The organism is Nocardia colli, assembly GCF_008704205.1.
Taxonomy (GTDB): Bacteria; Actinomycetota; Actinomycetes; order Mycobacteriales; family Mycobacteriaceae; genus Nocardia; species Nocardia colli.
This window is the reverse complement of the sequence record NZ_VXLC01000003.1, coordinates 349,283-375,993: the sequence shown is the minus strand read 5'-3', so window position 1 is coordinate 375,993 and position 26,711 is coordinate 349,283. Positions and strand designations below refer to the sequence as shown.

The window sequence follows — 26,711 nt, the reverse complement described above, 5'->3', positions numbered from 1 at the left end:
GGCGGCGTCCGAGGTCAGAGCGCGGCGAGCGCCGCGGTGCGGCCGACCACCTTGCCGAGCGCGCCGAACTCGTGCAGGTCGCCGAAGACCTCGATGCGGATGGACTGGTCGAGGCCGCCGACCGGGACGGGGTCGAACCCCGCCGCGGTGATCAGCTCGGCGACTGTCTTGCCCGCCGCCTCGTCGTCCGCGGCGTAGAAGCCGACCGCGAGCTCGGGTGTCCGACGGGAGGCGGAACCGAGGGACTCGGCGGACAGCGTGCCGAAGGCCTTGACCAGCTTGGCGTTCGCGGGGACGAGGGCGGCCAGGATCTGGCCCGCGGACTGGTCGGCGGGGATCGTCTTCACGAAACCGCCGTCGCCGGCCGGTGCGATCGGGTTGGACGGGTCGACCAGGATCTTGCCCGACAGCTGGTCACCGTATTCGGCAAGCAGCTGCTTGGTGGTGTCGAGCCAGACCGCGAAGATGATCACGTCCGCCTGGTCGACGGCCTGGTCAACGGTGACCGCGGTCGCCCGCTCGCCGAGCTTCGCGACGAGGGCCTGGGTGCCGGCCAGGTCGGTGCCCGCGAGCAGCAGGTCTACGCCGCCCTCGATCAGGTCGGCCGCGAGGCGACTGCCGATGTTGCCCGTGCCGATGATTGCGGTGGTCATGGAATCTCCTTGTGGGGGTTGATGTTCGGTCGGAGCCAGCGGCGCAGTGCGCGGGTCACCAGTGGCATGGACGCGTAGGTCATCAGGACGCTGAACAGCGCGGCGAAGACGGCGGTCCGCAATACCAGCGGCAGCGCGGTCAGGTGCGGGGCGAGGACCGCGCTGCCGAATAGGGAGATCGGGAAGATCCCGATAGCGGAGCTGGCCGCCATCTTCCAGCGCGGCGGGACGACCGCGGCGGGGTTCAGGTCCGCGAACCAGGTCTCCATGCCGGTCAGCTCACGCCGCGCGACCTCGGTGTGCCGGTGTCCCGCGGAATTGTCGAAGAACCGGGCCCGCTGCGGCGAGTCCAGCCACGCTTGCAGCGCGTCCTGATTCCGGAAGCGGTGCACGATGATCCACGGGTCACCGTCCGCGACCGGATGGAACAGGCCGCCGCCCAGGTAGCCGTCCGTAGTGGCGGCGGCCGCCAGGATCCCGCGCGCCCACTCCTGGAAGTGCTGCTCGTGACCCGGTTCGACCGTTCGGGCCACGATCAGCGCCACATCCCCGCGATGCGCGAGGACAACGGACGACATGCTCAGCCCCGCGCGGCCGCGTGCACGAAATGCTTTGTCTCTTGGAACTCTTCGAGACCGCGCAGACCGTTGAGGCGGCCGAGACCGGACTGTTTGAAGCCGCCCTCCTCGAACATGTCGTGCACGATGGCCCAGGTGTTGGTCCAGACCGTGCCCGCCTTGATCTCCCGCATGACGCGCAGCGGCAGATCGACGTCGCGGGTCCAGATCGACGCCGCCAGACCGTATTCCGTGGCATTGGCCCGAGTGATCGCCTCCGCCTCGGTATCGAACACCTCGAAGGTGGCGACCGGGCCGAATACCTCGTGCTGCACGATGGGCGCATTCAGATCGTCGACCTCGACGAGGGACGGATGCAGGAACGCGCCGTCCCGTCGACCCCGCACCAGCACCGTCGCGTACGCGGCGGCGTCGGCGACGACGCCTTCGACCCGCTCGGCGTTGCGCTCATCGATCATCGCGCCCATCTCGCTGTCCGGGTCGTCGCCGGGACCGACCTTCACCGCTTCCAGCGCGGCGACCATCCGGCGCCGCAGTTCGTCGGCGACGCCGCGCTGCACCAGGATTCGGCTACCGGTCATGCAGAACTGGCCGGTGAAGGTGGTGATCGCCTTGGTCAGCACCGGCACCGCGGCGTCGAGGTCGGCGTCGTCGAAGACGATCATCGGGCTCTTGCCGCCGAGTTCCAGCGACAGCGGCTTGAGCGTCGGCGCGGCGTTCGCCATGATCGCCCGGCCGACCGCGGTCGAGCCGGTGTAGCTGACCACGTCCACGTCGGGTGACGAAATGAGCAGCGGCGCACCGTCATTGCCGGACTCGGTGAAAACGTTCATGACTCCGGCGGGCAGGCTCTGGGTCTGCGCGACCAGCTCGCTGATCAAACCGTTGATCAAGCCGGTCTGACCGGGCAGCTTCAGCACCACCGTGCAGCCTGCGGCCAGGGCGGGGGCGAACGACCGAACAGCAAGCACCAGTGGCGAATTCCACGGTGCGATGACACCGGCGACACCCGCGGGTTCCCGAAGCGTCATGGAGTAAAGGCCGGGCCGGACCTCGGCCGCGCCGCCGTGATCGCTCAGCGCGAGCGCGGCGTAGTACCGCAACTTCGGGACGGTCAGGTCGACCTCGAAAGTCGCGTCGCCCAAGATCTTTCCATTCTCGCGGGCGAGCAGGCTGATGAATTCCTCGCGGCGGGCCTGGAGGTGATCCGCCATCTCGAACAGCGCCTTCGCCCGCAGATTTCGGTCGCGGGCCCAGCCGGTGGTGTCGAAAGCGGTTCGGGCGGCAGCGATTGCGGCCCGGGCCTCGTCGGCGCCGGCGTCGGCGAAGGTGCCGAGCACCTTACCGGTGGCCGGGTTCAAAGTTTCGGTGTGCGTGGTGGAGTCGGTCCACTGACCGTCGATGTAGTTGCGGGCGTGCGGGAGAACGGAATTGGTCACAGTGACGTCTTTCCTTCAGATCTGGCGGGCGATGTGTTCGGCAGCGGCGATGACCGTGAGGTTGGTCGCCGCGGAGGGGACGTCGGGGAAAATCGAGGCGTCGACCACACGCAGGCCGGGGACACCGCGCACCGCGCCGAGCCGGTCGGTCACCGCGGTCGGATCGTCGTCCGCGCCCATCGGGGCGGTGGAGGTCGGGTGGTGGTAGGTGTCCAGGGTGGCGAGCATCGAGGCCTCGAGGTCGGCGGCGCTCACCGCCTGCGGACCCGGATTCAGCTCGCGCACAACGAGTTCGGCCAGCGGCAGGGTGCCGCCGAGACGGCGGGCGAGTTCGATGCCCTCGATCAGGCGGCGGCGGTCGTCGGGCTCGGCGAGGAAGTTGAGCTCGATCCGGGGCGCGTCCGCCGGGTCGCGGCTGACCAGGGTCAGCGTGCCTTGCGACTGCGGGCGCACCAGTGCCACCGCGAGCACGAACCCGACGCCGGTGGGGCTGGTGGTGTGGTCGAACAGGTGCGTGGCGGTGATGTGCAGATCCAGTTCGCCCTCGGCCGCTTCGGAACTACCGGTCCAGACCTTCGCGCCGATCACCGGCGTCTGCGCACCGATGCGATCGGGGTCGGCGGCGTAGGCGTTGTAGTAGAACGGGTGATCCTGCAATCGCAGCCCGACGGGCAGGTCCGCGACCACCGGAATGTCCAGGGCGGCAAGATCGGCGGCGGGGCCGATGCCCGAGCGCAGCAGGATCGCGGCGCTGCCGTAGGCGCCCGCGCTGAGGATCACCTCGTCGGCCCGCGCCTCGGTGCCGTCGGCGAGGACGACACCCACCGCTCGCCCGTCCTCGAAGAGCACACGGTCGACGAGCAGGCCGGCGCTGATCGTGAGATTGGGGCGAGCGCGCACCTCTTCGGTCAGGTAAGCCATGCCGGTATTGACGCGGACACCGTCGCGCACGTTCATCGGGTACGGGCCGACGCCGTCGGGGTCGGCGCCGTTGAAGTCATCGACACCCGAAATACCCTGGGCGAGAGCGGCATCCACGAACGCCCGCTGCATCGGGCTGAGGTCCTCGCGAGTCAACTGCTCGATGGGCAGGGGCCCGGTGCGACCGTGCAGCGCGTCCGCACCCGCACTGGTGGACTCCAACGCCCGGAAGGCGGGCAGCAGGTCCTCGTACGACCAACCCTCGAGTCCGCTCTTCGACCAGCGCTCGAAATCGGACGGAAGAGCGCGAACGGCGACGGACCCGTTGACCGCCGAGCTGCCGCCGAGCACCTTGCCGCGGTAAACCGCGACGGGGTGGCCGAGATAGCCCGGCTCGGAGTGGTAACCCCAGTCGTGCCCGGTGTACCCGCCGAGCACGCTGCTGTCGGCGACCTCGTCGGGATATCCGTCCGGCGCGTAGGCCGGGCCCGCCTCCAGCAGGAGGACCTGTCGATCGGGATCCTCGCTGAGCCGGGCGGCGAGCACAGCCCCGGCCGAACCGCCACCGACGATCACGGTGAGCCGAGATGCGTTGTCGTCGTTCATACCGACGACGCTATGAGTGTGCGCGCCGCCTGAAATCGGTCATCGAATAGGTCGGTGACCGACGTCACCGGCCTAGGTCACGGGAGAGCTGTCGACCGTCAGGCGCAGGCCGTTCTCGAAATCGACCCTGGCCAGTTCGCCGCGTCCGACGATCCCGAGTTTCGGGAAGACGCTGGACAGGTGATGGCCGACCGTGCGGGGGCTGATCAGCAGTTGGGCGGCGATCTCGCGATTGGTGAGGCCGTCCGCGGCAAGCTTGGCCACCCGCAGTTCCTGCGGGGTGAGCGGGGCCTCCATGCTGCCCTTCGGCGATTCGGTGCGGCGCAGTTGCTGACCGGTCAGTTCCTGCTCGTTCAGGCTGCGTTCGAGCATCGGCACGGCGCCGAGACGGCGGAAGACCTCGGCGGCCTCGGCCAGCTGTACCCGGGCATCGGTGCGGCGGCGGGCACGGCGCAGCCATTCGCCGTAGAGCAGCCGGGTGCGTGCGTGGCAGAAGGGGCGCTCGGCCGCGCCGGGGACTTGGAGGGCGCGCTGGAACAGCTCTTCCGCGTCGTCGGTGGCGAGTAGCGCGGCGCTTCGGTACGCGGCGGCCACGGCCCAGGTGGCTCCGGTGCGGTCGGCCCATTCCTGCAACGGGCGCAACGCCGCGGCACCCTGTTCGGCGCGTCCCGCCCGGCACGCCGCTTCGACGGTGTCTTCGGCGGCGAGCAGGGCGAAGGTCGGGTGTTCGGCGTGGTGTCCGGGTTCGGTCAGCCGGAGCAGGTCTTCCAGGCTCTCGCCCGGTCGGCCGGCGAACAGCGCGGCCTGGCCGCGGTGCCAGTAGGCGGCGGCGGTCAGTGCGCGCACGCCGCGCGGGATCGACAGTTCCAGTGTGCGGGAGGTTAATTCGGTGACGGCCTGCTGGTCGCCACGTAACGAGGCGAGCCAGGCCAAGGAGTTACGGCATTGGGAGGCACCGTGTTCGGCGCCGATCTCCTCGGCGAGGCGCAACGTTTCCGTCGCGTTGGCGGTCGCCTCGGTCCAGCGCCCGCAGACGATGTCCAGGGTCACCGTCTGGGAGGTCGTCAGGATCAGGCCGATGAGCGCGTTCGTCCGGCGTAGTTCGTCGACCTTGTGCCGGTAGACATCTCGTAGGCGAAGTTCCAAGCCCCATGCGACGCCCAGCGGCGCGGGTGGCATCAGCCGCCAGGAGACCGTGTCGAGTTGGGCGACCGTCTCGTCCGTCCACGGCACCGGCCGCGGGCCGGGGCCGGTGCTCCACCACTGCTCGACCGTGGAAAGGAGGGTGACCTCCGGGAATTCGGCGTCGGTCGCCAATTCCGCGAGCCGGTGCAGCGCGTCGGCCTGCGCGGTGACGGACCCGCCCGACCAGCCTGCTCGAATCGCCAAGCACGCCAGCTCGACTGCTTCGGCCGCGTGCGCCACCGAGTGCGTGTCGCGCAGCAGCAACCGATTCGCGCGCCCCTGATCACCGCAGGCGAATTCGATGATGCCGCGCAGCCCGCCGCTGCCCAGCGCCACCGCTTCCGCGGAGGCCAGTCGGTCGGCGCGATCGAGCAGCTCGCGGGCCGTGTCGACTTGACCTGCCTCCCAGCCGGATCTGGCGCCGAGTGCTAGCCGCCTGCCCGCGTCGGCGGGCAGGGGTGACAACGCCGCCGCCCGGCGCATCGCTCGCGCGGCGGTGGCATAACCGCCGCGGCGCCAGCAGTCGCGCGCGTGGTTCTCCAGCAGTGCGGCGATCTCCTCGTCGGTCTCGTCGGCGGCCGCGGCGAGATGCCAGGCGCGCAGCCCTTCGTTGTCCTGGCCGCGCATCGTCTGCGCCAATGCACGGTGTGCCGCTTGGCGTTCCGGGAAGGGCGCTTCTTCGTATACGACGGCCGAGACCAGCGGGGTGCGGAATCGGGTTCGGCCGTCGGCGACGACGAGCAGGCCGGATCGTTGCGCTTCGTCCCAGGCCGCCGGGCCCGCGCCGAGCGTGGCCGCCGCCTCGCGGATCGCGCGCGCGTCGCCACGGTTCTCGGCCGCCGCGACCAGGAGCAAGGTCCGGGCCGCCGGCCTGAGCCGGGCGGTGCGGGCGCTGAACGCGCGACGCAACAGCGGGCCGACCGGTGCCCGCTCTCCGTCGTCGTCGTTGATGCCGGGAAGTTCGCGGAGTGCCAACGGGTTTCCCGCGGCCATCCGCACGGTGCGGCGGACGGTGTCCGCGTCGGCGCCCGCGACTTCGTGCCGCACGTAGTCGCTCGCGTCGGTGTCGGACAGTGGGGTGACTTCGACGCCGGAGATCTGTTCCCAGGGTCCGCCGTGCGCGGGGTCGTCGTGTCCGGCGAGCAGCATCGCGATCGGTTCGGTGCGCAGTCGCCGGGCGATGAAGGCCAGGCATTCGGCGGTCGGCTCGTCGAGCAGGTCGGCGTCGTCGACGGTGATCAGCAATGGTCGTTCGGTGGCGAAATTGGACAGCAGCGTGAGGGTGGCCGCGCCGATCAGGAATCGGTTCGCCGCCTCACCGCTGCGCCCGAGGGCACCGTGCAAGGCCGCCGCCTGAGGTGCCGGCAATGCGTCGATCCGATCGATCACCGGCCACAGCAGCTCGTGCAGTGCGGCGAAGGCGAGACCGGACTCCATCCGGGTGCCGCGGCAACACAGCACGGTGAAGTCGGCCGCGGTCGAGGTCGCGTACTCCAGCAACGCGGTCTTCCCGATGCCCGGGTCACCCCAGAACATCAGTGCCGACCCCGTGCCACGCCGCGCGCCATCGAGGACCCGCTCGAGCTCCGTCTTTTCCTGGCGCCGTCCGAACAGTTTCATTTCGAAGGAATCGTACGGGAATCCGGGCGACCGACCATCGGCGCGTTATGCGCGTCACGAACGACCGATACGGTGACCGATACGCTCGCGACCGCGCAGACCGTACCGTCGTCAGCGTGAACAGCGATCCGCATGACGACGGCGCCCACCTCGCCGAACAGGTGGCGGCGGCGACCGGAGCAAACCTCGGGCAGCGACTGCTGCACGCGCGCGGCGGCTGGGCGACCGGCGAATTCACCCCGTACCCGCCGGGCGCGACTCGATGGGCGCGATTGAGCTGGCGGCCGTTGCGCCCGCTGCCGACCCTCGATCCCGTTGCGGCGCAGGCAATGCCGCGCGACTATCTCGTGACCGACCTGGCCGATCGTCTCCCGGTTCGGTTCGAGCTGACCGCGCACTTGCCGGACGCCATCGACGAAGTGCACGACCCGACTCGGCTGTGGCACGGCACGCAAACAGTCCCGCTCGGCACCTTGACGCTCACTCGAAGCGAATCACCTTCAGCGGAACCCGATTTCGATACGCTCCGCGTGCCGGACGGCATCACCGCACCGCAGGACCAGCTGTCCAAGGAGCGCAGCAAGATCTATGCCGCGGCTCGCGGATATCGAACCGGACGTCTCGCAATCCCTTCCCCCGCAGCGGGATAGCGTCACCTGGCGTCGGATTCCGCGCTGTGCTTGTCGGAGGCGAGTTCGACCAGCTCCGCCACCAGTTCGTCGAGCGCGGCGGATTCCTGGACCAGCGTGGCCAGCACGCGAGTTTCGGCCTCGGCGTCGAGTTCGGCGCTGTGCAGGAGTTCGGCGCTGCCGCGGATCGAGGTCAGCGGTGTGCGCAGTTCCTGGCCGGCGTCCTGCACCAGCCGGTGTTGCTGGTCGCGGGAGCGGCGCAACGCGGCGAGCATGGTGTCGAAACTGCCGGTGAGGCGGCCTATTTCGTCGCGGCCCGCGGCGGGCAGCGGCGTGCGCAGGTCCTGCGTCGAACTGATGCGTTCGGTCGCGGCGAGCAGCCGCCGCACGGGTCGCAGGATGCGGCCGATCGCCAGCCAGCTCAGCAGCGCCGCGACCACCACCGCGATCATGGTGATCCCGAGTGCGCGCCAGAAGAATTCGCGGGCGATCCGTTCCGGTTCGTGATAGCGCTGGGCGACCATCACCGCGCCGCCGCCGGGCCGCGGCCGGGTGAGCAGCCCGTACGACTGACCGTCGACGTCCAGGTCGGATTCGACTGTGCGGCTGCCGGTTCGGGCGACCGCACGATCCGCGTCGGAGATCGGTAGCGGTTGGTAGCCCGAGCCCAGCAGGCGCACGGTGCCGTCGGGTAACAGGATCTGCTCGACGGTGTCGGGTCGCGGAGACAGCGAACCGCCGGAGTCGAGCACGGCCAGGACGGTGTCCGCGCGGTCGTTCAGGCTGCGATCGAGCTGATCGGCGACGACCTCGCTGGTCCTGCCGTAGAACGAGCCGACGATGACGACGATGGCCACCGTGGTTGCCGCGACCGCGACGGCGGTGATCCTGGCCCGGAGCATCACGCGACCCGAGATCCGACGCCTCGGCACGGCTCGGGACGATCGGCGGCAGTGATCATCCGGCTATTGTCGCTGGTCGGGCCGTCGACCAGCGACACAGGCCATCAGTTCGTGACCGCCGTCACCGCGATCGGCGGTATCCGGTCAAGGCAGGTGAGATCGTCCGTCGAGGTGGCGCGGACGAAGCGGTCGACGATGCCGACGACACAACCGGTCGGTTCCGGTCCGGGCACATGACCGGTGTTCGGGACCGATACGAACGTGGCCCGCCGGAACTGCGCGGCCGCCAGCCGGCCGTTGACGTCAGGGGTGTTCGCGTCCAGATCACCCGAAAGCACCAGCACCGGCACGTCCGGCAGGCCGTTCGAATGCGGTTGTACGGAACCGGAACTCGGCCACTGCAGGCAGATGTCGCCGCCGTCGCTCGAGCCGCCGTCGAAGCCGGCGGCACTGAACGCACCGAAGTCACCGGGCGCGGTCGCGGACAGGGCTTGCCGATATGCCGAATCACGTTGTGCTATCGGCATATCCGGTGACCATGCTTTGGCGTAGTCGTTGCAGACCACCGCTATCGCCAGGGGCGCGTCCCCGTCGTCCGACGGCGCGGTCGCCTTGACGAACTCCAGCAGCGCCGAATCGTCGCCGCGCACCGCTTTGTGCAGCGCGGCGGGCAGCGCGCCCAACGGGGTGAGCGTCGCCGGATCCGCCCCGACCCCGCCGCTGGCCGACTCGAAGACCAAACTGCTGAGCTGACTTTCGGTCACCGACAGACCGTCGAAGGTGAGCGGGGCGGTCCGCAATCGATCCATCGTTGCCGCCAGATCGGCGACGGCGGTGTCGCCGTCACACTGCTTGCTGCGCTCGCAGATGCGGTGCAGGGTCAGCGAAACCGCTTGGGCGCTCGGCCGCGACAACGGATCGAAATCGATCGGATACGCGCCCGACAACACGATCGACTGTACGGTGCCGGGATGCCGCTGCGCGTAGATCGGCATCAGATACGTTCCGTAGGACAGGCCGTACAGCACCAGCTTCGGGATGCCGAGCCGGGCACGCACGGCGTCGAAATCATCGGCGGTGGCCGCGGAGGTGTAGCCCGCCGCGCGCGGTCCGAGCCGCTCACCACATTGCCCGACCACGTCCCGCTGCCGAGCCCGGCTGGCCAGTTCGACCGCCTCGGCGCCGAGTCCGCAGTCCAACGGGCTCGACAATCCGGTCCCGCGCGGATCGATCAGCAGCAGGTCGTGATCGTCGAGGAGCGACTCGGCCAACGTCACCGCCGGCTCCGCCTGCTCGATGATCGGCCCGCCCGGCCCACCCGGATTGGGCGCGATCGTGCCCGCGACGGGCGCGTCCCGGCGACTGTGTCGCACCAGCGCGTAACTGACGTCGAGCTCGCCCAGCTCGGGCCGATCGGCGACGACCGGCCGTTTCAGCACGCCGCAGGACACCTCGTGCCCCGGCACCGTCGGACACCATGCGGGACTCGCGGACTCACCGCTGCCGCAGGCCGTGATCAGGCCGGCGGTCAGCGCCGCGGTGAGTCCGATCCCGGCCAACATCTTGCTGCCCATCTCGCGCAGCTCCCTTCGTCGAGTCGATCGGCCGGGTTACGGATTGTGGAATCGGATCTCCGGGAAGGCGGCTACCGGATTGTCCAGCAACGGTTCGTCGAGACCGCGCAGCTGATGGTCGAAGAACGCGGCCACCACTGCGCGCGTCAGCTCGACCGCCCGGGCACCGCTCAGCGCGGTCTGGCTCGGCATTCCGGCCTGCTCGGCGAGCGCGCCGGTGTCGATGAACGAGTCGTGATCCGCGCCGGCCAGGGTCAGCCATCGCTTCCAGCCGTGCAGCCGGGTCCAGGCCTCGTCCCACGACGGATCGCCGCCGGGGCTGGTCTCACCGTCGGCGCCGAGCATCAGGAAGGGGCGTTCGCCCAGACCCGCCGCCGGCACGATGCCGGGGAAAGAGCCGTCCATGTCCACGCCGGCGCGCACCCTGGCGTCGACCGCCATCGTGGCGGCGGCGCTCGCACCGCCGATCGAGTGGCCCGCCATGCCGATTCGCGCCTTATCGATGAGGCCGGCGTGCGGCCAGATCGGCGCGGGTCCGGTGAGTCGGTCGAGCAGGAAGGCGACGTCGCGGGCTCTGGTCTCGGCCACCGTCTTCAGCGAAGCGGCATCGGTCACCCGATCACAGGCCACGCAGGTGGATATCCGGCCGCCGGGAAACTCGGTCCCGAACGTCTCACCGGCGTGATCGACCGCGGCCACCACATAGCCGCGGCTCGCCAGCTCCTCACTCAGCGCGGTGAGGGTGAATCGGCCCGCGGTGAACCCGGGCGACAACACCACCATCGGGTAAGCGCCCGCCACCGGCGCGGCATCCACCACAGCATTGGTACCCGCCTTGCTCAGCAACTCCGCGGGGACACCCGCCATCCCGCCGCCATCGAGCAGAAGCCGACTTTCCTGATCCGTCGCGTACGGCGCGAGCGAACCACCACCTCGCTGCGCCGGGTAGTACATGCTGACCATCAACTCACGCGACTGCGCCGGCGTCCACGGATCCGACCGGGCCGAATCGACGAGATGCAGCACATTCCGTCCCACCGCGAAAGACCCAGTGGGCGTAGGCAAATGAACGACCGCGGCTACAGCCGAGCCCGACGACACCTGCGGCACGTCGGGCTCGGCCGCACCGGCGATACCGGCCACGGGCAGTGTCAGCGCGAGCATGATTGCGGCAATGATGCGCACCTTCCGAACTCCTCTTCGTCGGCGCACCCGGCAGCTGCCGGGTGTTCAGCGCTTATGCTGCGCGACCGTCGGCAAACCAATGTCGGGCCGATGACAAAGGGAGGTAAGAAGGTGGCCGGTGGGGGCGAAATCATCCCCGGGAGGGAGGCGGCACGCCGCGTCGACTCGGTAACTCAGCTCGGGTACACGTAGTGGATCGGCCCGTAACGTCCGGTCTGGGCGGAGCCGGCCCACGGCACGTCGAGCGGGGCGCGGTTGAGCTTGTGCGGGTTGCCGTCGAGGTCGGCTTGCCAGCAGTCCTGTTGGACACCGTGGAAGCCGGTGCACACGATGCGGGTGCCGGTGCCGAACGGGGAACTCAGTCGGTGGCGTTCGGAGAACGGATTCCAGTAGTCGGGATCGCTGGGGACGGCAAAGTCCTTGGTCTCGTAGACGGAGAGCCCGCCGGTGTTCGACGGCCATTCGTCAGCCGCGGCGGTGCCGGTGTTCATCAGCAGGGCCGCGCCGGTTACCGCGGCGAGCGCGGCACCTCGGGCGAGGCGTTCGGAGTTGGTGGTCATCCTTCTGTGCTCCTTCCGATTCGACGTGCAGATCTGGCGTGCCGTGCAACGTTACGTGTCGTGAAAGGTTGCAGCCCTGGCAATTTCGGCTGGGTTCGCGATCAGCTGCCGGGTAGCACGATCGGCTTGATCGAGCCGGGGTCGACGCGTCCGCTGGTCAACGCGTCCGCTACCTGTTCGAGGCCGAATCTGCCGGTGACCAGTCTATCGAGGTCGACGTGTCCGCCGGCCGCCAGCGCGATCGCCGTCGGCCACGTGTTGGCGTAGCGGAAAGTCCCGGTCAGCTCCAGCTCATGTTCTTGCAGGTAGGGCAACGGCAGCGGCACATCGTCGCCGCCCATGCCGATGAGCACCACCCGTCCGGCCCTGGCCACGGTCCGCACCGCGGCGCCGATCGCCACCGGATGGCCGGAGCATTCCAGCAGGACGTTCGGTTCGAAGCCGGTGTCGCCGAGCTCGGTGACGCCGACATCCACGGCGCGCGTACAACCCAGTTCGGTGGCCAGCGTCAGCCGTCGCAGATTCACGTCGGTGATCACCACTTCGGCCGCCCCGAAGGCCAATGCCGTTTGCGCGCAAACGAGTCCGATCGGTCCCGCGCCGTTCACCAGCACGCGATCACCCGCGCTCACGCGCGCTTTCCGGCACGCCCACACCCCGACCGACAGCGGCTCGAGCAGCGCGGCCGCCTCGTCGGTCAGCGAATCCGGCACCGCGTGCGCGAATTCCTCGTGCAGCACGACGTATTCGCAGAACGCGCCATCGATCGGCGGCGTGCCGAAGAACCGGATGCCCGGGCACAGGTTGTAGCGCCCGGCCCGGCACTGCACGCAGGTGAGGTCCGGCACGCCCGGCTCGAGCGAAACCCGTTGCCCGACAGCATGCCGACGCGCGTTCGCACCGAGCCCGAGCACCACGCCGGACGCTTCATGACCGAGCACCAACGGCTGTTCGACCACGTGCCCGCCGATCCGGCCGTGCTCGTAGTAGTGCACGTCCGACCCGCACACCCCGACCGCACCGACCTTGATCAGCACCTCGGCCGGACCCGGTTCGGGGATGGCCCGTTCCACGATCGCGATCTTCCCGACCGTCTCCAAGACCGCTGCGCGCATGTCACTGCCTTTCGGAGCCCCGGCTCGGCGGCGCCGGGTGGATCGATCAGATCACCGGATACCGCCCGCGCGCAGCCGAATGCGCCGGTTCAGCGTTGCGACCGCCGGAACAACCGCCGCAGCAGCGCCCGGATCCCGCGCGCCTCTTGTGCTGCCGGAGCAGCGGTTTCGACCGCCTGCTCCGCCGACGTGGCCTGGGCGAAGCGCACGTGTAGTTGTTCGCGAACCTGATCCGGGGTGTACGCGCGACGACGACGCTCGGCCCGCACGACCACCACGCCGGTGGCGACCACACCGGCCGCACCCGCCAATCCCACTGCCTTCCACCACCTCATACCGCATAGGCTACGGCCATGACGGGGACGAGCATCAATCTCGACCGAGCGCTCGAGCTGACGAGAACGGGCGACATCTGGCTGTTCCGCGGCCATTCGGCGGCTGACCGGGCGATTCGGCTGACCACGAACAGTCCGGTGAATCATGTCGGCATGTCGGTGGTGATCGACGATATGCCCGCGCTGATCTGGCATGCCGAGCTCGGCCACTCGCTGGTCGACATGTGGTCGGGCACCACACACCGCGGCGTCCAGCTGCACAGTCTGCGCGACGCCGTGCTGGTGTGGGCGCATCGCTACGGTCAGCAGGCCTGGTTTCGGCAGTTGAATCGTCCGGCCACCCGGGAGATGGAAGACAGCCTGTTGCGCACCATCGCACGGCTCGACGGAACCCCGTTCCCGTCCACCGCCGGTCTGGCCGGACGCTGGCTGCGCGGGCGGGTGAGCCTGCCGCGCAAGTCGCGTCAGCCGTCGGCCCGGGAGTTGGAGAAGGCGTATTGCGCGGAGATCGTGGCCGCGACCTACCAGTCGATGGGGCTGCTGCCGTCGGACCGCAGCCCCAATTGGTATGACCCGGGCCGGTTTTGGAGTGGCGACCGGTTGCGCCTGTCCAACGGTTTCGAACTCGGCGACGAAATCGCCGTCGAGACACCGCCGAAGCCGGACTGATCAGTTGCTGCCCGGCACCACGATGCCGGTTTCGTAAGCGAGAACGACCAATTGGGCGCGATCGCGGACGTCGAGTTTGGTGAGCAGGCGGCCGACGTGGGTCTTGACCGTCGCGACACTCACGAAGAGCGTGTCGGCGATTTCGGCGTTGGAGCGCCCGGTCGCGATGTGTTCGAAGACTTCCCGCTCGCGGTCGGTGAGCGCGGACAGCGCACCCGGCGGTGAGGCAGGCGCCGCGGGCTGGCGGGCGAACGCGCTGATCATGCGGCGGGTGATGCTCGGCGTCAGGAGTGCGTCGCCCTTGGCGACGACGCGGATCGCGTGCAGCAGTTCCTCCGGCGGCGAGTCCTTGAGGATGAAGCCGCTCGCGCCGCTGCGCAGCGCCTGGAAGACGTGCTCGTCCTGGTCGAACGTGGTCACTATCAACACATGTGGGCCGTCCGCGCCGCCGGCCGCGATGTGCCGCATCGCTTCGAGGCCGTCCATGATCGGCATCCGGATGTCCATCAGCACCACGTCGGGTCGCAGTTGCCGAGTGAGCCGCACCGCTTCGCCGCCATTGCCGGCCTCGCCGAGGACGGTGAGATCCGGCGCGGAGTCGACGAGGACACGGAACCCGGCGCGGACCAACGCTTCGTCATCGGCGATCAGCACCCGGATCGGATCCGATTCGCTTGTTGTAGCAACAGTTTCAGGAAACATCGGCATCCTCGTCGATCGGGAAGTACGCGGCGACGGCGAAGCCGCCCTCGGGGCGCGAGCCGGCCTCGAATCGTCCGCCGAACAACGACACTCGCTCACGCATCCCGATCAGGCCGAGGCCGGAGCCGCTGCCGTCCGGCCGATCGGCGGCCTCGGCCACCGGACCATCATCCTCGACGGACACCGTCAGCTCGTGCGGCGCATGCCGGATCTCGATCCGCGCGCGGTCGGTGTGCGCGTGCTTGACCACGTTGGTGAGCGCCTCCTGCACGATGCGATAGACCGTGGTCTGCAACAGCGCGGGATAGTCGACCGGTTCGCCGGTGACGTGATATTCCACGGCCAGGCCGTCGTGCCGCAGGCCGTCGACCAGGCCGGAAATCTCGGCAAGCCCCGGTTCGCCCGGGTCGAGTCGCTGCCCGGGTTCGCGGGTCTGCGCCAGCACGCGCCGCAGTTCGTTCAGCGCCGACCGGCTGGCCGTCTCGATCGCGCCCAGCGCCTGGCGGGCCTCCCCCGGCTGCTCGTCGAGCAGCAGTCGTGCCACTCCCGAACGGACCGCGACCATGCTCAGCGTGTGCGAGATCAAGTCGTGCACGTCGCGCGACACCCGCAACCGTTCCTCGGCGCGAATCCGGCGTTCCTCTTCCGCGGCCCAATGCCGTTGCTGCACGGCAAGACTGTTCCGATAGTCGCGCCGAGCGCGCAGCATGTCGCCGATCAGCCAGGCCGGAATGGCGATCAGCAGCTGCACGAAGTCCTGTTCCTGATCGAGATGCAGGTCCGTCGCGACCCACCCGGTGATGTACAGCGCGACCAGCGCCACACCGGTCGCGACCAGCGACTCACGCCGCGGTCGCCGATCCGCCAGCGTGAGCACGGCGATGCCGAACGCGGGACCGGTGTTGCTCACCCACGGGGTGAATCGAATGCCGAGCACCGCGGCCAGGCAGAGCACCGCGGCCACCGCGACGAGCACCGCCAGCGGCCACCGCCGCCGGAAGATCAGCGGAACCACCGCCGCCGCACCTAATATCGCGATCGCGGGCAACGAGCCGATCCCGCTGACCGCCCCCACCAGCAGCGGCAGCGTGAACACCGCGAAGCAGCCGACCGCGATCGCGATATCGATCGCGTCCGGCCCGGCATCGCCCGGCCGGTGCTGGAACACCGGCAGTCGTTGATGCCATGGTCGCGCGGTGTGCTCCGGCGGCAAGGTAGTAATCGCCATAACGCAGACGGTAATCGGCCCGATAGCGCGCATGCATCGCCCCGAGGTCGAGGCCGCGAATCATCCGCAAGTCGGATACTCCCCGTCGGGTCCACCCGGAGCGGGCGCGCAGCTCGCGGCCCGAGGATGACGACAACGCCCAGGTCAGCGGGCGAGGCTTGAGATATGAACGCCTACGACACGGGATCTCGAGCACGCAACCTCGCCGCCGACCACATCCGGTCCCAGCTATCGCGACCACTGCTCGTCATCGCTGCGGTCTCCCTGACGGCAGGTATCGCGGCCGGTGGTCTGATCTACCTCAACCGCTCCCCGGAACATGAAACCCAGGTGAGCGGCACGGGGGCGTGGGGAATACATGCATTCCTGCTGGCCGCGACCATCGCTTTCACCGTCGTCGTGCTACGCAGACGCGGCACACCGGCATTCATCGCCATGCTGCGCTCGCCGCTCAGTACCACCGCGGCGCAACGCCTCACCCGCACCCTCCGGTCGATCCTGAACCATCCGACCGCCCTGCTGCGCCTGATCCTCGGCTTCCTGCCGATCGCTCTGCTGATCTACAGCCCGTTCCGAATCGGCATGCAAGTCCTCGGCGGCCTCGATCCCAACTTCACCGCCAACGCCTGGGGTGGGCCGACCTATCTCGGCGCCATGGCTTGCCACTACCTCGACGCTGCCCTGCTGATGGCCGCCGCGGTGTTCCTCCTGGATCGCCTGCTGCTGCCCGCCCGGAGTCTCGCCGCTAGAGGCCGGCGATGGTGAGCTGGTGGTCGGCTTCGAGGAGCATCCAGCCGCTGAGTTGCACGGAGAGGTCTCGGTTCGGGGTTGCGGAAGCGGCTATTCGGCCGTTGGACAGTCGTATTCGGTCTTCGGGTTGGTCAGGGACGGTGGCCGGGGTCGACCAGTCGGCACCGAACAGGGGTAAGCCGTTGACGTCGGTGCGGTTTGCCCACGCGGCTTGGGCAGAGGTGTGGACGATCTGAGCAGCGGTGGTGTCGCGCAAGGTGATTGCGGCCAGAGCGAGGTAGCGAGCGAGGATGCCCATGAACAGGCCGCCGTCGCCACCGCCCGCGCCGTTGATGACGCCGTTGTCGGTCATACCTTTGCTGGTCGCCACGATCAACGCGGTTGCTCGGCGGCGGTATTCGGGAGTGCCTGTGCGCGCCGACAATTCGGCCTCCAGGCCGATTGCGGTGCCCTGGTTGTAGCTGTAGACAGCGGTCTCGAGCCGAACGCCCGGTTCGTGGAGGCCATCGACGATCAAGCCGGAGTTGTTGTCGCGCAATCGAGTATCGACGAAATCGGCGAGCTGGCCGGCGCGGGATAGGTTACCGAAACGGGCCAGCGCAATACCGGTCGGGGCGTTCGTGCACGCGTTGTAGTAGTCGGAACCAACACGCCAGCGCACCGCACCGACCTCCGGTTCCCAGCTCTCTGCGGATGCCGCACGCAAGGCATCGATGCCGTCGGGAAACCTGACGCCGAGTGTGCGATCGGCTCTTTCGAGCGCCAGCAGAAGCCAGGTCATATCGTCGTAATACTGGTTCGTCCAGCCGGTGAAGTTGCGAGTGCGAATGCCCCGGACGAGAGCGGCAACTCGATCCCGCCGCTCAGGCGCCGGCGCCCGCAACGCGGCATCGATAGCGCAATCCACAAGGTGGGCCTGAAACCAATAGTCCCACTCCTCGAACACCTCTTCCAACGGCGACGGCGGCCACGCGATCACCCCGAGCAACGTCCCCGGCAAACCCCACACCGCCAGCACATGCCGAGCCACAACCGCCTGCTCCGCAAGCCAAGCCCGCCGCGCAGACTCCGCCACGGTCGTCGGCCCCTCCGGCGCGGCAGACGCCGACACCGGCAATGCGGCTACCACAGCCCCCACCCCACCTGCCCAGAGCACCGTCCGCCTGCTCACCCCAGTTCGACCGCGATACATCGACCCGACCTCCTTCGCCCGGCGACTCTATCCGCTATCCCCACACGAACCCGGAACGCACTCCACCAAATCGCGCGCCGTCAACAGACGCACCTGCCGATACGTTGGACCCATCGTCCCGACCAGAGCAAAACCCACGCCACCATGACAAGAATCCGCCACGACATCGCGATTGCCGCCCATGACTGAAGACTTCCGAACCGACCGAATCGGCAGCGCCCTCCGCGCCGAAAACCCCACGGTAATCCACAGACTGCCGCATTCGACTACGTACACGACACATCATTCGAACTTGGACTCGCGCAATTGGATGAGGTTTCTGCGTGCCGCGGCGGTGATCGGATGGTCCGGACCCTGGGTCCGTTCGAAGGCAGCGAGCATCGTCTCGAAAAGCTTTATCGCCTCATCGAACCGGCCTGACGAATGATAGGCGGCGGCAAGGTTATTGCGGGCGATCAGAACGTGGGGGTTATCGGGACCGAAGAGCTGCGTGTAGTCGCTGAGTGTGTTTTCCAGAAAGGAGATTGCCCGGGCGAGCTGACCTGCCGATTGATAGAGCTCGGCTAGGTTGTTGCGCGCGAGCAAGGTGGCAGGGTGCCGCGGGCCCAGGACTCGTTCACGGGCCGCGAAGGCCGACTCCAGAAGCGGTATGGCACGGTCGAACTCACCGGCCACCGCGTAGGCGCCCGCCAGGTTGTTGCGGGAAATCAGAGTGTGCGGGTGGTCGGGACCGAGCACCCGTTCGCGGCTGGCGAGAGTGGTCTCGTGGATGCGCGTAGCCCTTTCGAGCTGCCCCACTGATTGGTAAGCCGCGGCGAGATTGTTGTGGGCGATCAGGGTGCGCGGGTGATCCGGACCGAGGACCTGCTCGTACGTGGTCAGCGTCGGCTCGAGAATTCCGATGGCCGGCTCGAACCGGCCAACCGAATGATAGACGTCGGCGAGGTCGCTGCTCGCGGACAGAGTGTCGGGGTGATCCGCGCCCAGAACTTGTTCGCTGTCGGCAAGCGTGGTTTCGAACAGGGGTATGGCCTCATCGAAACGTCCCGCCGACGCATAAGCGGCGGCGAGAGCGTGTCGCGCGGATAGCGTGTCGGGGTGCATCGCACCCAAGGCCTGTTCGTGTTCGGCGAGGGTGGTCTCGCAAAGAGGTATGGCCTCGTCGGGTCGGTTCGCCGCCCCGTACGCATTGGCGAGATGGATGCGCGCCAGGTGAATGTTCGGGTGGCCGTGGCCCAAGACCCGCTCGTAATCGGTGAGTATGGCCTGGTACAAAGGGATCGCCTTGTCGAACAGCTGCGCTGTTGTGTAGGCGACCGCGAGGTTGTGGCGGGTGATCAGGGTACCGGGGTGGTCCGGGCCGTGGACACGCTCGCAATCTGCCAGGACGGCTTCATACAGCGGAATAGCTTTGTCGAGACGCCCGGCCGATTCATGGACACGAGCAAGATTGCTACGGGATATGAGCGTGTCCGGATGATCCGGACCCAGAATCCGCCCGCAATCGATGACCGTGTCGTGCGCGGCGATCAACGCGCGGGCGAAGTCCGCCGCCTCGGTCAACTGGACGACGGCCCACGCCCGGGTCGCGAATAATTGCGCGAGCAGTGCGCCGTCCATCGTCTCGGGCAAGCCGGTGTTCCAGATCGCGTGGATCTGGTCGACGACATGGAAGCCTTCGTACCGCCGTGCCCACACCTCGCGGCCATCGGTCAGCAGCGGTCCGACCACGGCCAGCCCGGCGAACACGAAATCACCTGCCACACCGTCGGATTGGGCGCGTTCGCGGAACACCCGGGCCACCAGCCGGTGCATGATCACCGCATCACCGTCCGCCGACCAGGACAGCAGCGATCCCGTGACGCACCGCTCCAGCGCCTCGTCGAGACGGCCGTCGAGATCGGGCAGGATCGAACGTCGTACGCCGGCCGGGGAAAGCATCGACATCGCGGCCAGCAGCCACAGCACCGGGTCGTCGCGATCGTCGCGACCGGTGCGCGCTTCGACGGCGTCGACCGACAGCAGGATCGCCTGCACCACCGACCGCGGATATTCGTGACCGGCCTTGCGCTCCAACACCTCTGGCAGTGTCCGCTGCCCGAGCAAGTCGCGGTACCGGGCGTAGTCGAGTCGGCGACCGGTAATCGTCGCGGCCGCACAGGACAAAGCCAGCGGCAGATCACCGAGGGCGGCGGCGACCAGACCGGCGTCCGCCACGTCGGGTCGCCCCGTGGCCTGGGTGAGGTAGTGCACCGATTGCTGACGGGTGTAGCTGCCGAGGTCGACGGACCGGCCCAAAGCATCGCAGTCGCGATTGGTGCTGGTGATCAATACCCGCGTACCGCCGGCGATCGGCAGCAGTGGCCGGATCGCGTCGGGATCGACAACATTGTCGAACACCAGCAGGCCCGCCTGACGACGCCCGGCCAGACAATCGCGCAGCCGCCGCGCCGACACCGCCGAATCCCCTTCCGGGTCAGCGACTCCCAGCCGCTCGGCGATCTCGGCCAAACCGGCGCAGGCGGTTTCCAGGGTCTCCGCGTCGACCCACCCCACCAACTCTGTCCCGCTGTCGATGTCGTCACGAGCCAGCGCGGCGGCCAGTTGGGTCTTGCCCACTCCGCGCATCCCGGTCACCACCACCGGCTCCCCGTTCAGCACGGAACGTAACTCGGCCAGCTCCGTCCGGTCCACAAAACAGCGCGGCCGCCGCGGAATCTGCCCGACCACCACCTGGCCGACCGGTGGCGGCACGACCTGATTGATCGTGGTGGCGACCGTGATGTTGCCCGCTTGGACATGCGCGAACGACACCTGCCCGAAGGTCTGCGCGGCCGCAGAACCAGCCCCCGCGCCTACTGAGGGTGGGGTGACTCCCCCTGCCCCGCACGTACATTCGAGATATCGATATCCCCGGCCAGCTGCGCGTCCCGCACCCGCACTCCGCTGCCGGACGACGCGACGTCGGCAATCCGCAGCGAATTCGCCTCGAACTGTGACAGATCCACGCCGACCACCGCGACGACCTCAGCGGCCTGCACGCGTGCCAAGCCGATCAATGCTTCTGCCGCGGCGAGCAATTCGGTATCCGCGCCGGCACCCTGCGCTGCCAGCTCATCGGCCAACGCTTCCCGTGCATCGGCCGACTCCGGCGCATCCTCCACCGCACCGACATCGACACCGCGAAAGCGACTACCGAGCAGCCGCTTCAACGCAGCGTACGCATCGCTCACCGACTGCTTGGCGGTATCCGTCACCCCCGCGGCGGCACCCACCGCCACCGCCGTAGCCACGATCGTCACCGGATCCACAGACCGACCTCCTCACATCCCCAACCGATCTTGCGGACTAGACTGCCACACGGGAAGACATCCGATGGCATCCATGCCACACAAACTTTCGGGCATGCCAGACATTTTGGGCATCGATGGACCCTCGTGTGCCCAGACCATCGGCGGTTTCTGCAGTTTCGCAGATGGCACCTGCGCATTTCCCCCTTGTCTGCGCACAGGTGGGCACCAATACTGACCAACCGAACCCGTGTGCGGTGGGTCACACGCGTGCGGGCAGCGTTTGGAAGGTAGAGGAACAACTCCGATGACGTCCACGATTGAAGAAGCAAGCTCCGAAACGGGACTGGCGCGGATCGCGCAGTCGCTCGCACGGTGGACGGAGAAGTGGTTCCCGGACGCTTATGTCTTCGCGTTAGCTGGGGTATTCATCGTGGCGCTCGCCGCGTTCGCCAACGGATCGTCGCCGAAAACGGTCGCCACCGCGTTCGGTGACGGCTTCTGGGATCTGACCGCGTTCACCTTGCAGATGACCATGGTGGTGCTCACCGGCTATGTCGTCGCCACATCTCCACCGGTCGCCCGGCTGATCGACCGGCTCGCCGTGATGCCCCAATCAGCGGCCGGCGCGGTGAGTTTCGTTGCGCTGCTTTCCATGTCGATTTCGTTTCTGAACTGGGGCCTGAGCCTGGTCTTCGGCGGCCTGCTCTGCCGGGCGATCGCGCGGCGAACCGACCTGCGCGTGGACTATCGCGCACTCGGCGCGGCGGCCTTCATGGGGCTGGGCGGCGTTTGGGCACTTGGCCTTTCGTCCTCGGCCGCGCAGCTACAGGCCACCGCCGGCTCGCTACCGCCGGCCCTGCTGAAGATCACCGGCGTGCTCGACTTCGGGCGCACCATCTTCACCTGGCAGTCCCTGCTCATGTGCGTCATCCTCATGGCGCTGACCGCGGTGATCGCGCACCTCTCGGCGCCGAAGGGCGAGGCGATCAAGACCGCCGAGATCCTGGAGGTCGATCTCGACGACCAGCCCGAAGAGGTGACGCCGCGCTCCCGGCCCGGCGAATGGCTCGAATACAGCCACATCCTGCCGATCCTGGCCGGCCTGCTGACGTTGGCCTGGTTGATCTTTCAGCTGCTGGACAAGCCCGTGCTCACCGTGGTCAGCAGCCTGAACAATTACCTGCTCGTCTTCCTGATCCTCGGCCTGGTGCTGCAAGGAACGCCGCGCAAGTTCCTCCAGGCGGTCACCCTCGCGGTGCCGGCCACGGCGGGCATCCTCGTCCAGTTCCCGCTGTACGCCGCCATGGCCGCGGTCCTCACCAAGGCGAAAGGCCGGGGCGGATTCACCGTTTCGCATCATCTCGCGGAGTTCTTCACCAGTATCGGTGGCGGCGGCAGCTTTGCCATCGTGATCGCCATCTACACCGTGGTGCTCGGCATCTTCGTCCCGTCCGGCGGCGGAAAGTGGCTGGTCGAAGCGCCGTACGTGATGCAGTCGGCGAACGACGTGCACATGAACCTCGGCTGGACGGTGCAGATCTACAACGTGGCCGAGGCGCTGCCCACGCTGATCAATCCGTTCTTCATGCTGCCGCTGCTCGCGGTGCTCAAACTACGGGCGCGCGATCTGGTCGGATTCACGTTCCTGCAGTTCATTTTTCACCTGCCGGTGATTCTGCTGCTCGTGTGGCTACTCGGATTGACCTTCGACTACGTCCCGCCGATCATGCCGGCCGCGCCGTGAGCTGAACCGCCGCGAAGGTCGTAGCGCGGGAACGTATCCGGCGCTTCCTGCGAAACGATGCGACGGGTGTGCGCGTAGACCGCCGCGTGCACCCGATCGCGAACACCCAACTTGGCCAGCACATTCGAGACGTGCGTCTTCACCGTCTGTTCGCCGACGCCGAGCGCCTCGGCGATCTCCGGGTTCGTGTACGCCCTCGCGATGAGCATCAGCACCTGATGCTCACGGGCAGTGAGGGTTTCGACCTCCGGCGCGGCCGGGAACGGCTCGATGCCGGTGGCCAGGCGGGTGACGAGGCGACGGGTCAGGCTCGGATCGATCAGCGCGTCCCCGCGCGCCGCCATCCGGATGGCGGAGATCAAGCCGGTCGACGGCAGCGTTTTCACCAGGAACCCGGATGCGCCGAGACACAGTGCGCGATAGAGGTTTTCGTCGGTATCCGAGCTGGTGAGCGTCAGGATTCGGGTGGCGCCACCGAGCGCCGCGAACGCGTCGATGGTGGCCGGGCCGTCGATACCGGGCATGTCGAGGTCGAGCAGCGCGACGTCGGGCCGCAGCCGTTCGATTTCCCTGATCGCGGCAACCCCGTGATCGACCTCCGCGACGCATTCGATGTCCGGCTGGGTGCCGATCGCCGCCCGCAGGCCTGAACGGAATACCGCGTGATTGTCGGCCAGCAATACCGAAATCGTCGCCCGCGACGTCGAATCGGTGTCGGTCTGCGACCGATCGAAATGCCGGTCGCAATCGATGGGCTGATGCGTTTCGACCGTGCTGCTCGCCGAGGCGGTGGCGCTGGGCACGCCGGTCACCGACAGCGTCGCCGCGGTGATAGCGAGGACGAATGACGAAGCTACCTTGAGCAGCGGGTGATTCGACGCCGAGTCCGACCGTGAGTTCATCGTCAGCGCAGGAACCCTTCGTAGTTCTTGTTCATCACTTGGCTCTCGAGCTGTTTGATCGTATCCAGTCCGACGCTCACCACGATAAGCGCGGAGGTACCACCGAACGCAAGACCCGCCGTCGGACCGGAGGAACCGGCGCCCAGCAGCAGGTTCGGCAGCACCGCCACCGCACCGAGGTAGACGGCGCCGGGCAGGGTGATCCGGCTGAGCACATAACTCAGGTAGTCCGCCGTCGGCTTTCCCGGCCGGTAGCCGGGCATGAACCCGCCGAATTTGCGCATCTCGTCCGCGCGTTCCTGCGGGTTGAACGTGACCGCGACGTAGAAGTAGGTGAAGAACACGATCATCGCGAAGTAGATCGCGACGTACGCCGGGCTGCCGGGGTTCACCAGGTACTTCTGGATCAACTCCTGCCACTTGGCCTGCGGGCCCGAGCTGTGTTGCGTCAGTTGCACCAGCAGTTGCGGCAGATACAGCAGCGAGGACGCGAAGATCACCGGGATAACGCCCGCCTGATTCACCTTCAGCGGCAGATACGTCGACGAGCCTCCGTACATCTTCCGCCCGACCACCCGCTTGGCGTACTGCACCGGAATCCGCCGCTGCCCCTGCTCGACGAAGATCACCCCGACGATCACCACGAACACCGCCACGCACACGCCGGCGAAGATCAACCCGCCCCGGCTGTTCAGGATCGCCGTCCCCTGGCTCGGGAGCTGCGCCGCGATGCCGGTGAAGATCAGCAACGACATGCCGTTGCCGATGCCCCGCTCGGTGATCAACTCGCCGAACCACATGACCAGCGCCGCACCCGCGGTCAGCACGAGCACGATGATGATCATCCCGAACAGCGACGTGTCGGACAGGATGTCCTTGGGACACCCGCGCAGCAATTGACCCCGCGCGGCCAGCGCGACCAGCGTCGAGGCCTGCAGAACCGCGAGTGCCATCGACAGATAACGGGTGTACTGCGTCATCTTCGCCTGCCCGGTCTGCCCCTCCTTGCGCAACTCCTCGAACCGCGGGATCACGACGGTCAGCAGCTGGATGATGATGCCCGCGGTGATGTACGGCGTGATGCCGATCGCGAACACCGAAAGGTGCAGCATCGCTCCGCCGGAGAACAGGTTGATCAGCTGGTAGATGCCGGCCGATTCACCACCGGAGACGATCGCGATGCACTCGCGCACCGACCGGTAGTCGACCCCGGGTGACGGCAGCGCCGCGCCGAGTCGATACAGCGCGAGTAAACCCAAGGTGCAGAGGATCTTCCGCCGTAGATCCGGGGCCCGACAGGCCGATACCACGGCGGAAAACACAAAATCCTCCAGACGAACGACGCGGTTGGACCAGGCGAATCCCCATGGCAAGCAAGGGGAAAAGCGCCGGTCAAGGGCCTTCGACGGTACGGATCATCGGTACGCGTCCACGTCGCCCGTGAGTCGGATTTCGTGCTCCCCCGATCGGGGGAATCGAGTGGTCTAGGTGCGCACCAGCAGCACAGCACCCGCGGTGAGCAGCGCGAGCACGATCGCCGCGAGCCCGTAAACCAGGCGGTGCGAGCGCAATACCGGGACGAAGCGGTCGACGGCATAGCGTCCGGGACCGGTCAGCGCGATCGACGCGGCGGCCGCGGTGAGGATCAGCTCGTACTCGATCCCCTTGGGCGCGAAGAACGCACCGGTTCCCTTGACCACGATCGCATTCAGCAGCGTACCGACCACGGCCGCGCCCGCCAGCGGGGTGAGCAGGCCGATCGCGAGCGCGAGCCCGCCGAACGTCTCGGTTACACCGGCGACCAGCGCCATCGCCTCACCGGCCGGATATCCCTTGCTGGTGAAGAACTTTCCGGTCCCCTCCAGTCCCCCGCCGCCGAACGAACCGAACAGCTTCTGCGCACCGTGCGCGGCCATGGTCAGCCCGACCGCGATGCGCAGCAGGAGCAGTCCGGCGTCGTAGGCGTGCGGGGTGGCGGCATGGCCCGTGGTCTCGACCGGCGCCGGAGCGGCCTCGGTCGGCGAAGTCGTTGCGGTGTAACTCATCTCAGGTGTTCCTTTCGGTGGGGTGAGCTCGACCGGGTTCAGCCGAATTGAAGGGAGCGTTTGGCCAGGCCGAGCCAGAAGCCGTCGATCACGCTGCGTTGGGTAGCCAGGTCGGCGTCGGCCGCGCCGAGCGAAACGAACAGCGGCGCGAAGTGTTCGGTGCGCGGGTGCGCCAATTGTGCTGCGGGAGCTTTGTGTTCGAAGTCGAGCAGGGCGTCGACGTCGGCTGCGTCGAGCGCGCGCCGGCCCCATTCGTCGAATTCGGCCATCACCGGGTGCACCGATCCGTCGTCGTTCAGTGCGCGCAGATTGTGCGTGAAGAAGCCGCTGCCGACGATCAGTACGCCCTGGTCGCGCAGCGGCGCGAGCTTGCGGCCGATGTCCATCAGGCTCGCCGGGTCGAGGGTCGGCATGGACATCTGCAAAACCGGCACGTCGGCATCGGGATACATCTCCACCATCGGCACGTACGCGCCGTGGTCGAGTCCCCGATCGGGCACGTCCTGCACCGACATGCCAGGTCGGCGCAGCAATTTCCGCACGTCCTCGGCCAGCTCCGGCGCGCCCGGCGCGGGGTAGGTCACGTCGTAGTAGTGCTGCGGGAAGCCCCAGAAGTCGTACACCAGCGGGATAGTGGTGGTCGCCCCGATGGCCAACGGCGCGTCCTCCCAGTGCGCCGAAATCATCAGCACCGCTTCGGGTTTCGGCAGCTCCGCCGACCATGCGGCGAGCTGGCCCGGCCAGATCGGATCATCGGCCAGCGGCGGAGCGCCGTGCGACAGGTAGACAACCGGCATGCGCATCGGTCTCACCACTCCTTCCGGTAGTTCAAATTTGAACTTCCACCCGATCGTAGATTATTGTTCGAATTTGAACAACCCCGG

Annotated in this window: 24 protein-coding genes; 4 read left to right on the top strand and 20 right to left on the bottom strand. The window is 67.9% G+C overall.

The window, feature by feature from the left end; genetic code table 11:
• Positions 1-14 precede the first annotated feature (14 nt).
• The 5 genes from F3087_RS08475 to F3087_RS47295 all read right to left on the bottom strand — a co-directional run bounded on the left by F3087_RS08475 (position 15) and on the right by F3087_RS47295 (position 7,002).
• Entirely contained in the window at positions 15-653 is a 639-nt protein-coding gene (locus tag F3087_RS08475) for an NADPH-dependent F420 reductase (protein WP_150401292.1), read from the bottom strand.
• Entirely contained in the window at positions 650-1,231 is a 582-nt protein-coding gene (locus F3087_RS08470; protein WP_150401291.1) for an antibiotic biosynthesis monooxygenase, read from the bottom strand. Before F3087_RS08470 ends, F3087_RS08475 begins: the two co-directional genes overlap by 4 nt.
• 2 nt (positions 1,232-1,233) lie before the next feature.
• On the bottom strand, positions 1,234-2,670 hold the full coding sequence (locus F3087_RS08465) for an aldehyde dehydrogenase family protein (protein WP_150401290.1): 1,437 nt from the start codon (positions 2,668-2,670) through the stop codon (positions 1,234-1,236).
• A 15-nt stretch (positions 2,671-2,685) separates the two neighbouring features.
• Complete coding sequence (locus tag F3087_RS08460) at positions 2,686-4,197, bottom strand: GMC family oxidoreductase (RefSeq protein WP_150401289.1); 1,512 nt, start codon at positions 4,195-4,197, stop codon at positions 2,686-2,688.
• Between the two features lie 72 nt (positions 4,198-4,269).
• Positions 4,270-7,002 (bottom strand): helix-turn-helix transcriptional regulator, encoded by a 2,733-nt coding sequence (locus tag F3087_RS47295; protein WP_150401288.1) that lies wholly within the window; start codon positions 7,000-7,002, stop codon positions 4,270-4,272.
• A gap of 116 nt (positions 7,003-7,118) precedes the next feature.
• On the opposite strand from F3087_RS47295, the gene F3087_RS08450 reads away from it, so the two are divergent.
• Positions 7,119-7,652 (top strand): catalase family protein, encoded by a 534-nt coding sequence (locus F3087_RS08450; protein WP_150401287.1) that lies wholly within the window; start codon positions 7,119-7,121, stop codon positions 7,650-7,652.
• A 2-nt stretch (positions 7,653-7,654) separates the two neighbouring features.
• Here the strand turns inward: F3087_RS08450 and F3087_RS08445 are convergent, their stop codons facing one another.
• The 6 genes from F3087_RS08445 to F3087_RS08420 form a co-directional block, all read right to left on the bottom strand.
• A complete protein-coding gene (locus tag F3087_RS08445; RefSeq protein ID WP_150401286.1) occupies positions 7,655-8,533 on the bottom strand; it encodes a HAMP domain-containing protein in 879 nt (292 codons plus the stop codon).
• 104 nt (positions 8,534-8,637) lie between these two features.
• Positions 8,638-10,107 carry an alpha/beta fold hydrolase gene (locus tag F3087_RS08440; RefSeq protein ID WP_223884920.1) on the bottom strand — a complete coding sequence of 490 codons (1,470 nt, stop codon included), beginning with the start codon at positions 10,105-10,107 and terminating at the stop codon, positions 8,638-8,640.
• Between the two features lie 36 nt (positions 10,108-10,143).
• Positions 10,144-11,292, bottom strand: a complete 1,149-nt coding sequence (locus tag F3087_RS08435) for an alpha/beta hydrolase family protein (RefSeq protein ID WP_223884919.1) — start codon at positions 11,290-11,292, stop codon at positions 10,144-10,146.
• A 173-nt stretch (positions 11,293-11,465) separates the two neighbouring features.
• Positions 11,466-11,852, bottom strand: coding sequence for a hypothetical protein (locus F3087_RS08430; protein WP_150401285.1), 387 nt, complete (start codon positions 11,850-11,852; stop codon positions 11,466-11,468).
• Positions 11,853-11,953: 101 nt separating this feature from the next.
• The gene (locus F3087_RS08425) at positions 11,954-12,967 is read right to left on the bottom strand and encodes an NAD(P)-dependent alcohol dehydrogenase (protein WP_150401284.1); all 1,014 of its coding nucleotides are present in this window, start codon (positions 12,965-12,967) and stop codon (positions 11,954-11,956) included.
• Positions 12,968-13,056: 89 nt separating this feature from the next.
• Positions 13,057-13,302: a hypothetical protein gene (locus F3087_RS08420; RefSeq protein WP_150401283.1), complete on the bottom strand. Its 246-nt coding sequence runs from the start codon at positions 13,300-13,302 to the stop codon at positions 13,057-13,059.
• An 18-nt stretch (positions 13,303-13,320) separates the two neighbouring features.
• Here F3087_RS08420 and F3087_RS08415 point away from each other — a divergent pair, with 18 nt between their 5' ends.
• A complete protein-coding gene (locus F3087_RS08415) occupies positions 13,321-13,971 on the top strand; it encodes a hypothetical protein (RefSeq protein ID WP_150401282.1) in 651 nt (216 codons plus the stop codon).
• Here F3087_RS08415 and F3087_RS08410 read toward each other — a convergent pair whose 3' ends face one another.
• A complete protein-coding gene (locus tag F3087_RS08410; protein ID WP_150401281.1) occupies positions 13,972-14,673 on the bottom strand; it encodes a response regulator in 702 nt (233 codons plus the stop codon).
• Positions 14,663-15,901 carry a sensor histidine kinase gene (locus F3087_RS08405; protein ID WP_191093857.1) on the bottom strand — a complete coding sequence of 413 codons (1,239 nt, stop codon included), beginning with the start codon at positions 15,899-15,901 and terminating at the stop codon, positions 14,663-14,665. The genes F3087_RS08410 and F3087_RS08405 overlap by 11 nt, the downstream gene beginning before the upstream one ends.
• 165 nt (positions 15,902-16,066) lie before the next feature.
• Between F3087_RS08405 and F3087_RS08400 the strand changes: the two genes are divergently transcribed.
• Positions 16,067-16,666, top strand: a complete 600-nt coding sequence (locus F3087_RS08400; protein WP_150401279.1) for a hypothetical protein — start codon at positions 16,067-16,069, stop codon at positions 16,664-16,666.
• Here F3087_RS08400 and F3087_RS08395 read toward each other — a convergent pair.
• The 3 genes from F3087_RS08395 to F3087_RS08380 all read right to left on the bottom strand — a co-directional run bounded on the left by F3087_RS08395 (position 16,647) and on the right by F3087_RS08380 (position 21,154).
• The gene (locus tag F3087_RS08395) at positions 16,647-17,780 is read right to left on the bottom strand and encodes a glycoside hydrolase family 76 protein (RefSeq protein WP_317983913.1); all 1,134 of its coding nucleotides are present in this window, start codon (positions 17,778-17,780) and stop codon (positions 16,647-16,649) included. The two genes, F3087_RS08400 and F3087_RS08395, sit on opposite strands and share 20 nt — an antisense overlap.
• Before the next feature lie 345 nt (positions 17,781-18,125).
• On the bottom strand, positions 18,126-20,597 hold the full coding sequence (locus tag F3087_RS08385) for a tetratricopeptide repeat protein (RefSeq protein ID WP_150401277.1): 2,472 nt from the start codon (positions 20,595-20,597) through the stop codon (positions 18,126-18,128).
• A gap of 101 nt (positions 20,598-20,698) precedes the next feature.
• Entirely contained in the window at positions 20,699-21,154 is a 456-nt protein-coding gene (locus F3087_RS08380) for a hypothetical protein (RefSeq protein ID WP_150401276.1), read from the bottom strand.
• A 286-nt stretch (positions 21,155-21,440) separates the two neighbouring features.
• On the opposite strand from F3087_RS08380, the gene F3087_RS08375 reads away from it, so the two are divergent.
• Entirely contained in the window at positions 21,441-22,880 is a 1,440-nt protein-coding gene (locus tag F3087_RS08375) for a short-chain fatty acid transporter (protein WP_150401275.1), read from the top strand.
• Here the strand turns inward: F3087_RS08375 and F3087_RS08370 are convergent.
• The 4 genes from F3087_RS08370 to F3087_RS08355 form a co-directional block, all read right to left on the bottom strand.
• Positions 22,847-23,782: a response regulator gene (locus F3087_RS08370; RefSeq protein ID WP_150401274.1), complete on the bottom strand. Its 936-nt coding sequence runs from the start codon at positions 23,780-23,782 to the stop codon at positions 22,847-22,849. The genes F3087_RS08375 and F3087_RS08370 overlap by 34 nt on opposite strands.
• Before the next feature lie 2 nt (positions 23,783-23,784).
• Positions 23,785-25,104: a preprotein translocase subunit SecY gene (gene secY, locus F3087_RS08365; RefSeq protein ID WP_150401273.1), complete on the bottom strand. Its 1,320-nt coding sequence runs from the start codon at positions 25,102-25,104 to the stop codon at positions 23,785-23,787.
• A gap of 162 nt (positions 25,105-25,266) precedes the next feature.
• Entirely contained in the window at positions 25,267-25,827 is a 561-nt protein-coding gene (locus F3087_RS08360) for a DoxX family protein (protein WP_223884918.1), read from the bottom strand.
• A gap of 38 nt (positions 25,828-25,865) precedes the next feature.
• Positions 25,866-26,624, bottom strand: a complete 759-nt coding sequence (locus F3087_RS08355) for a dioxygenase family protein (RefSeq protein WP_223885012.1) — start codon at positions 26,622-26,624, stop codon at positions 25,866-25,868.
• Positions 26,625-26,711 lie beyond the last annotated feature (87 nt).

Excerpts from the sequence above, each read along its gene's own strand:
- F3087_RS08475 (WP_150401292.1), bottom strand. The coding sequence starts at position 653 with ATGACCACCGCAATCATCGGCACGGGCAACATCGGCAGTCGCCTCGCG.
- F3087_RS08470 (WP_150401291.1), bottom strand. The coding sequence starts at position 1,231 with ATGTCGTCCGTTGTCCTCGCGCATCGCGGGGATGTGGCGCTGATCGTG.
- F3087_RS08460 (WP_150401289.1), bottom strand. The coding sequence starts at position 4,197 with ATGAACGACGACAACGCATCTCGGCTCACCGTGATCGTCGGTGGCGGT.
- F3087_RS47295 (WP_150401288.1), bottom strand. The coding sequence starts at position 7,002 with ATGAAACTGTTCGGACGGCGCCAGGAAAAGACGGAGCTCGAGCGGGTC.
- F3087_RS08445 (WP_150401286.1), bottom strand. The coding sequence starts at position 8,533 with ATGCTCCGGGCCAGGATCACCGCCGTCGCGGTCGCGGCAACCACGGTG.
- F3087_RS08440 (WP_223884920.1), bottom strand. The coding sequence starts at position 10,107 with ATGGGCAGCAAGATGTTGGCCGGGATCGGACTCACCGCGGCGCTGACC.
- F3087_RS08430 (WP_150401285.1), bottom strand. The coding sequence starts at position 11,852 with ATGACCACCAACTCCGAACGCCTCGCCCGAGGTGCCGCGCTCGCCGCG.
- F3087_RS08425 (WP_150401284.1), bottom strand. The coding sequence starts at position 12,967 with ATGCGCGCAGCGGTCTTGGAGACGGTCGGGAAGATCGCGATCGTGGAA.
- F3087_RS08420 (WP_150401283.1), bottom strand. The coding sequence starts at position 13,302 with ATGAGGTGGTGGAAGGCAGTGGGATTGGCGGGTGCGGCCGGTGTGGTC.
- F3087_RS08415 (WP_150401282.1), top strand. The coding sequence starts at position 13,321 with ATGACGGGGACGAGCATCAATCTCGACCGAGCGCTCGAGCTGACGAGA.
- F3087_RS08410 (WP_150401281.1), bottom strand. The coding sequence starts at position 14,673 with ATGTTTCCTGAAACTGTTGCTACAACAAGCGAATCGGATCCGATCCGG.
- F3087_RS08405 (WP_191093857.1), bottom strand. The coding sequence starts at position 15,901 with ATGGCGATTACTACCTTGCCGCCGGAGCACACCGCGCGACCATGGCAT.
- F3087_RS08400 (WP_150401279.1), top strand. The coding sequence starts at position 16,067 with ATGAACGCCTACGACACGGGATCTCGAGCACGCAACCTCGCCGCCGAC.
- F3087_RS08375 (WP_150401275.1), top strand. The coding sequence starts at position 21,441 with ATGACGTCCACGATTGAAGAAGCAAGCTCCGAAACGGGACTGGCGCGG.
- F3087_RS08370 (WP_150401274.1), bottom strand. The coding sequence starts at position 23,782 with ATGAACTCACGGTCGGACTCGGCGTCGAATCACCCGCTGCTCAAGGTA.
- F3087_RS08360 (WP_223884918.1), bottom strand. The coding sequence starts at position 25,827 with ATGAGTTACACCGCAACGACTTCGCCGACCGAGGCCGCTCCGGCGCCG.
- F3087_RS08355 (WP_223885012.1), bottom strand. The coding sequence starts at position 26,624 with ATGCCGGTTGTCTACCTGTCGCACGGCGCTCCGCCGCTGGCCGATGAT.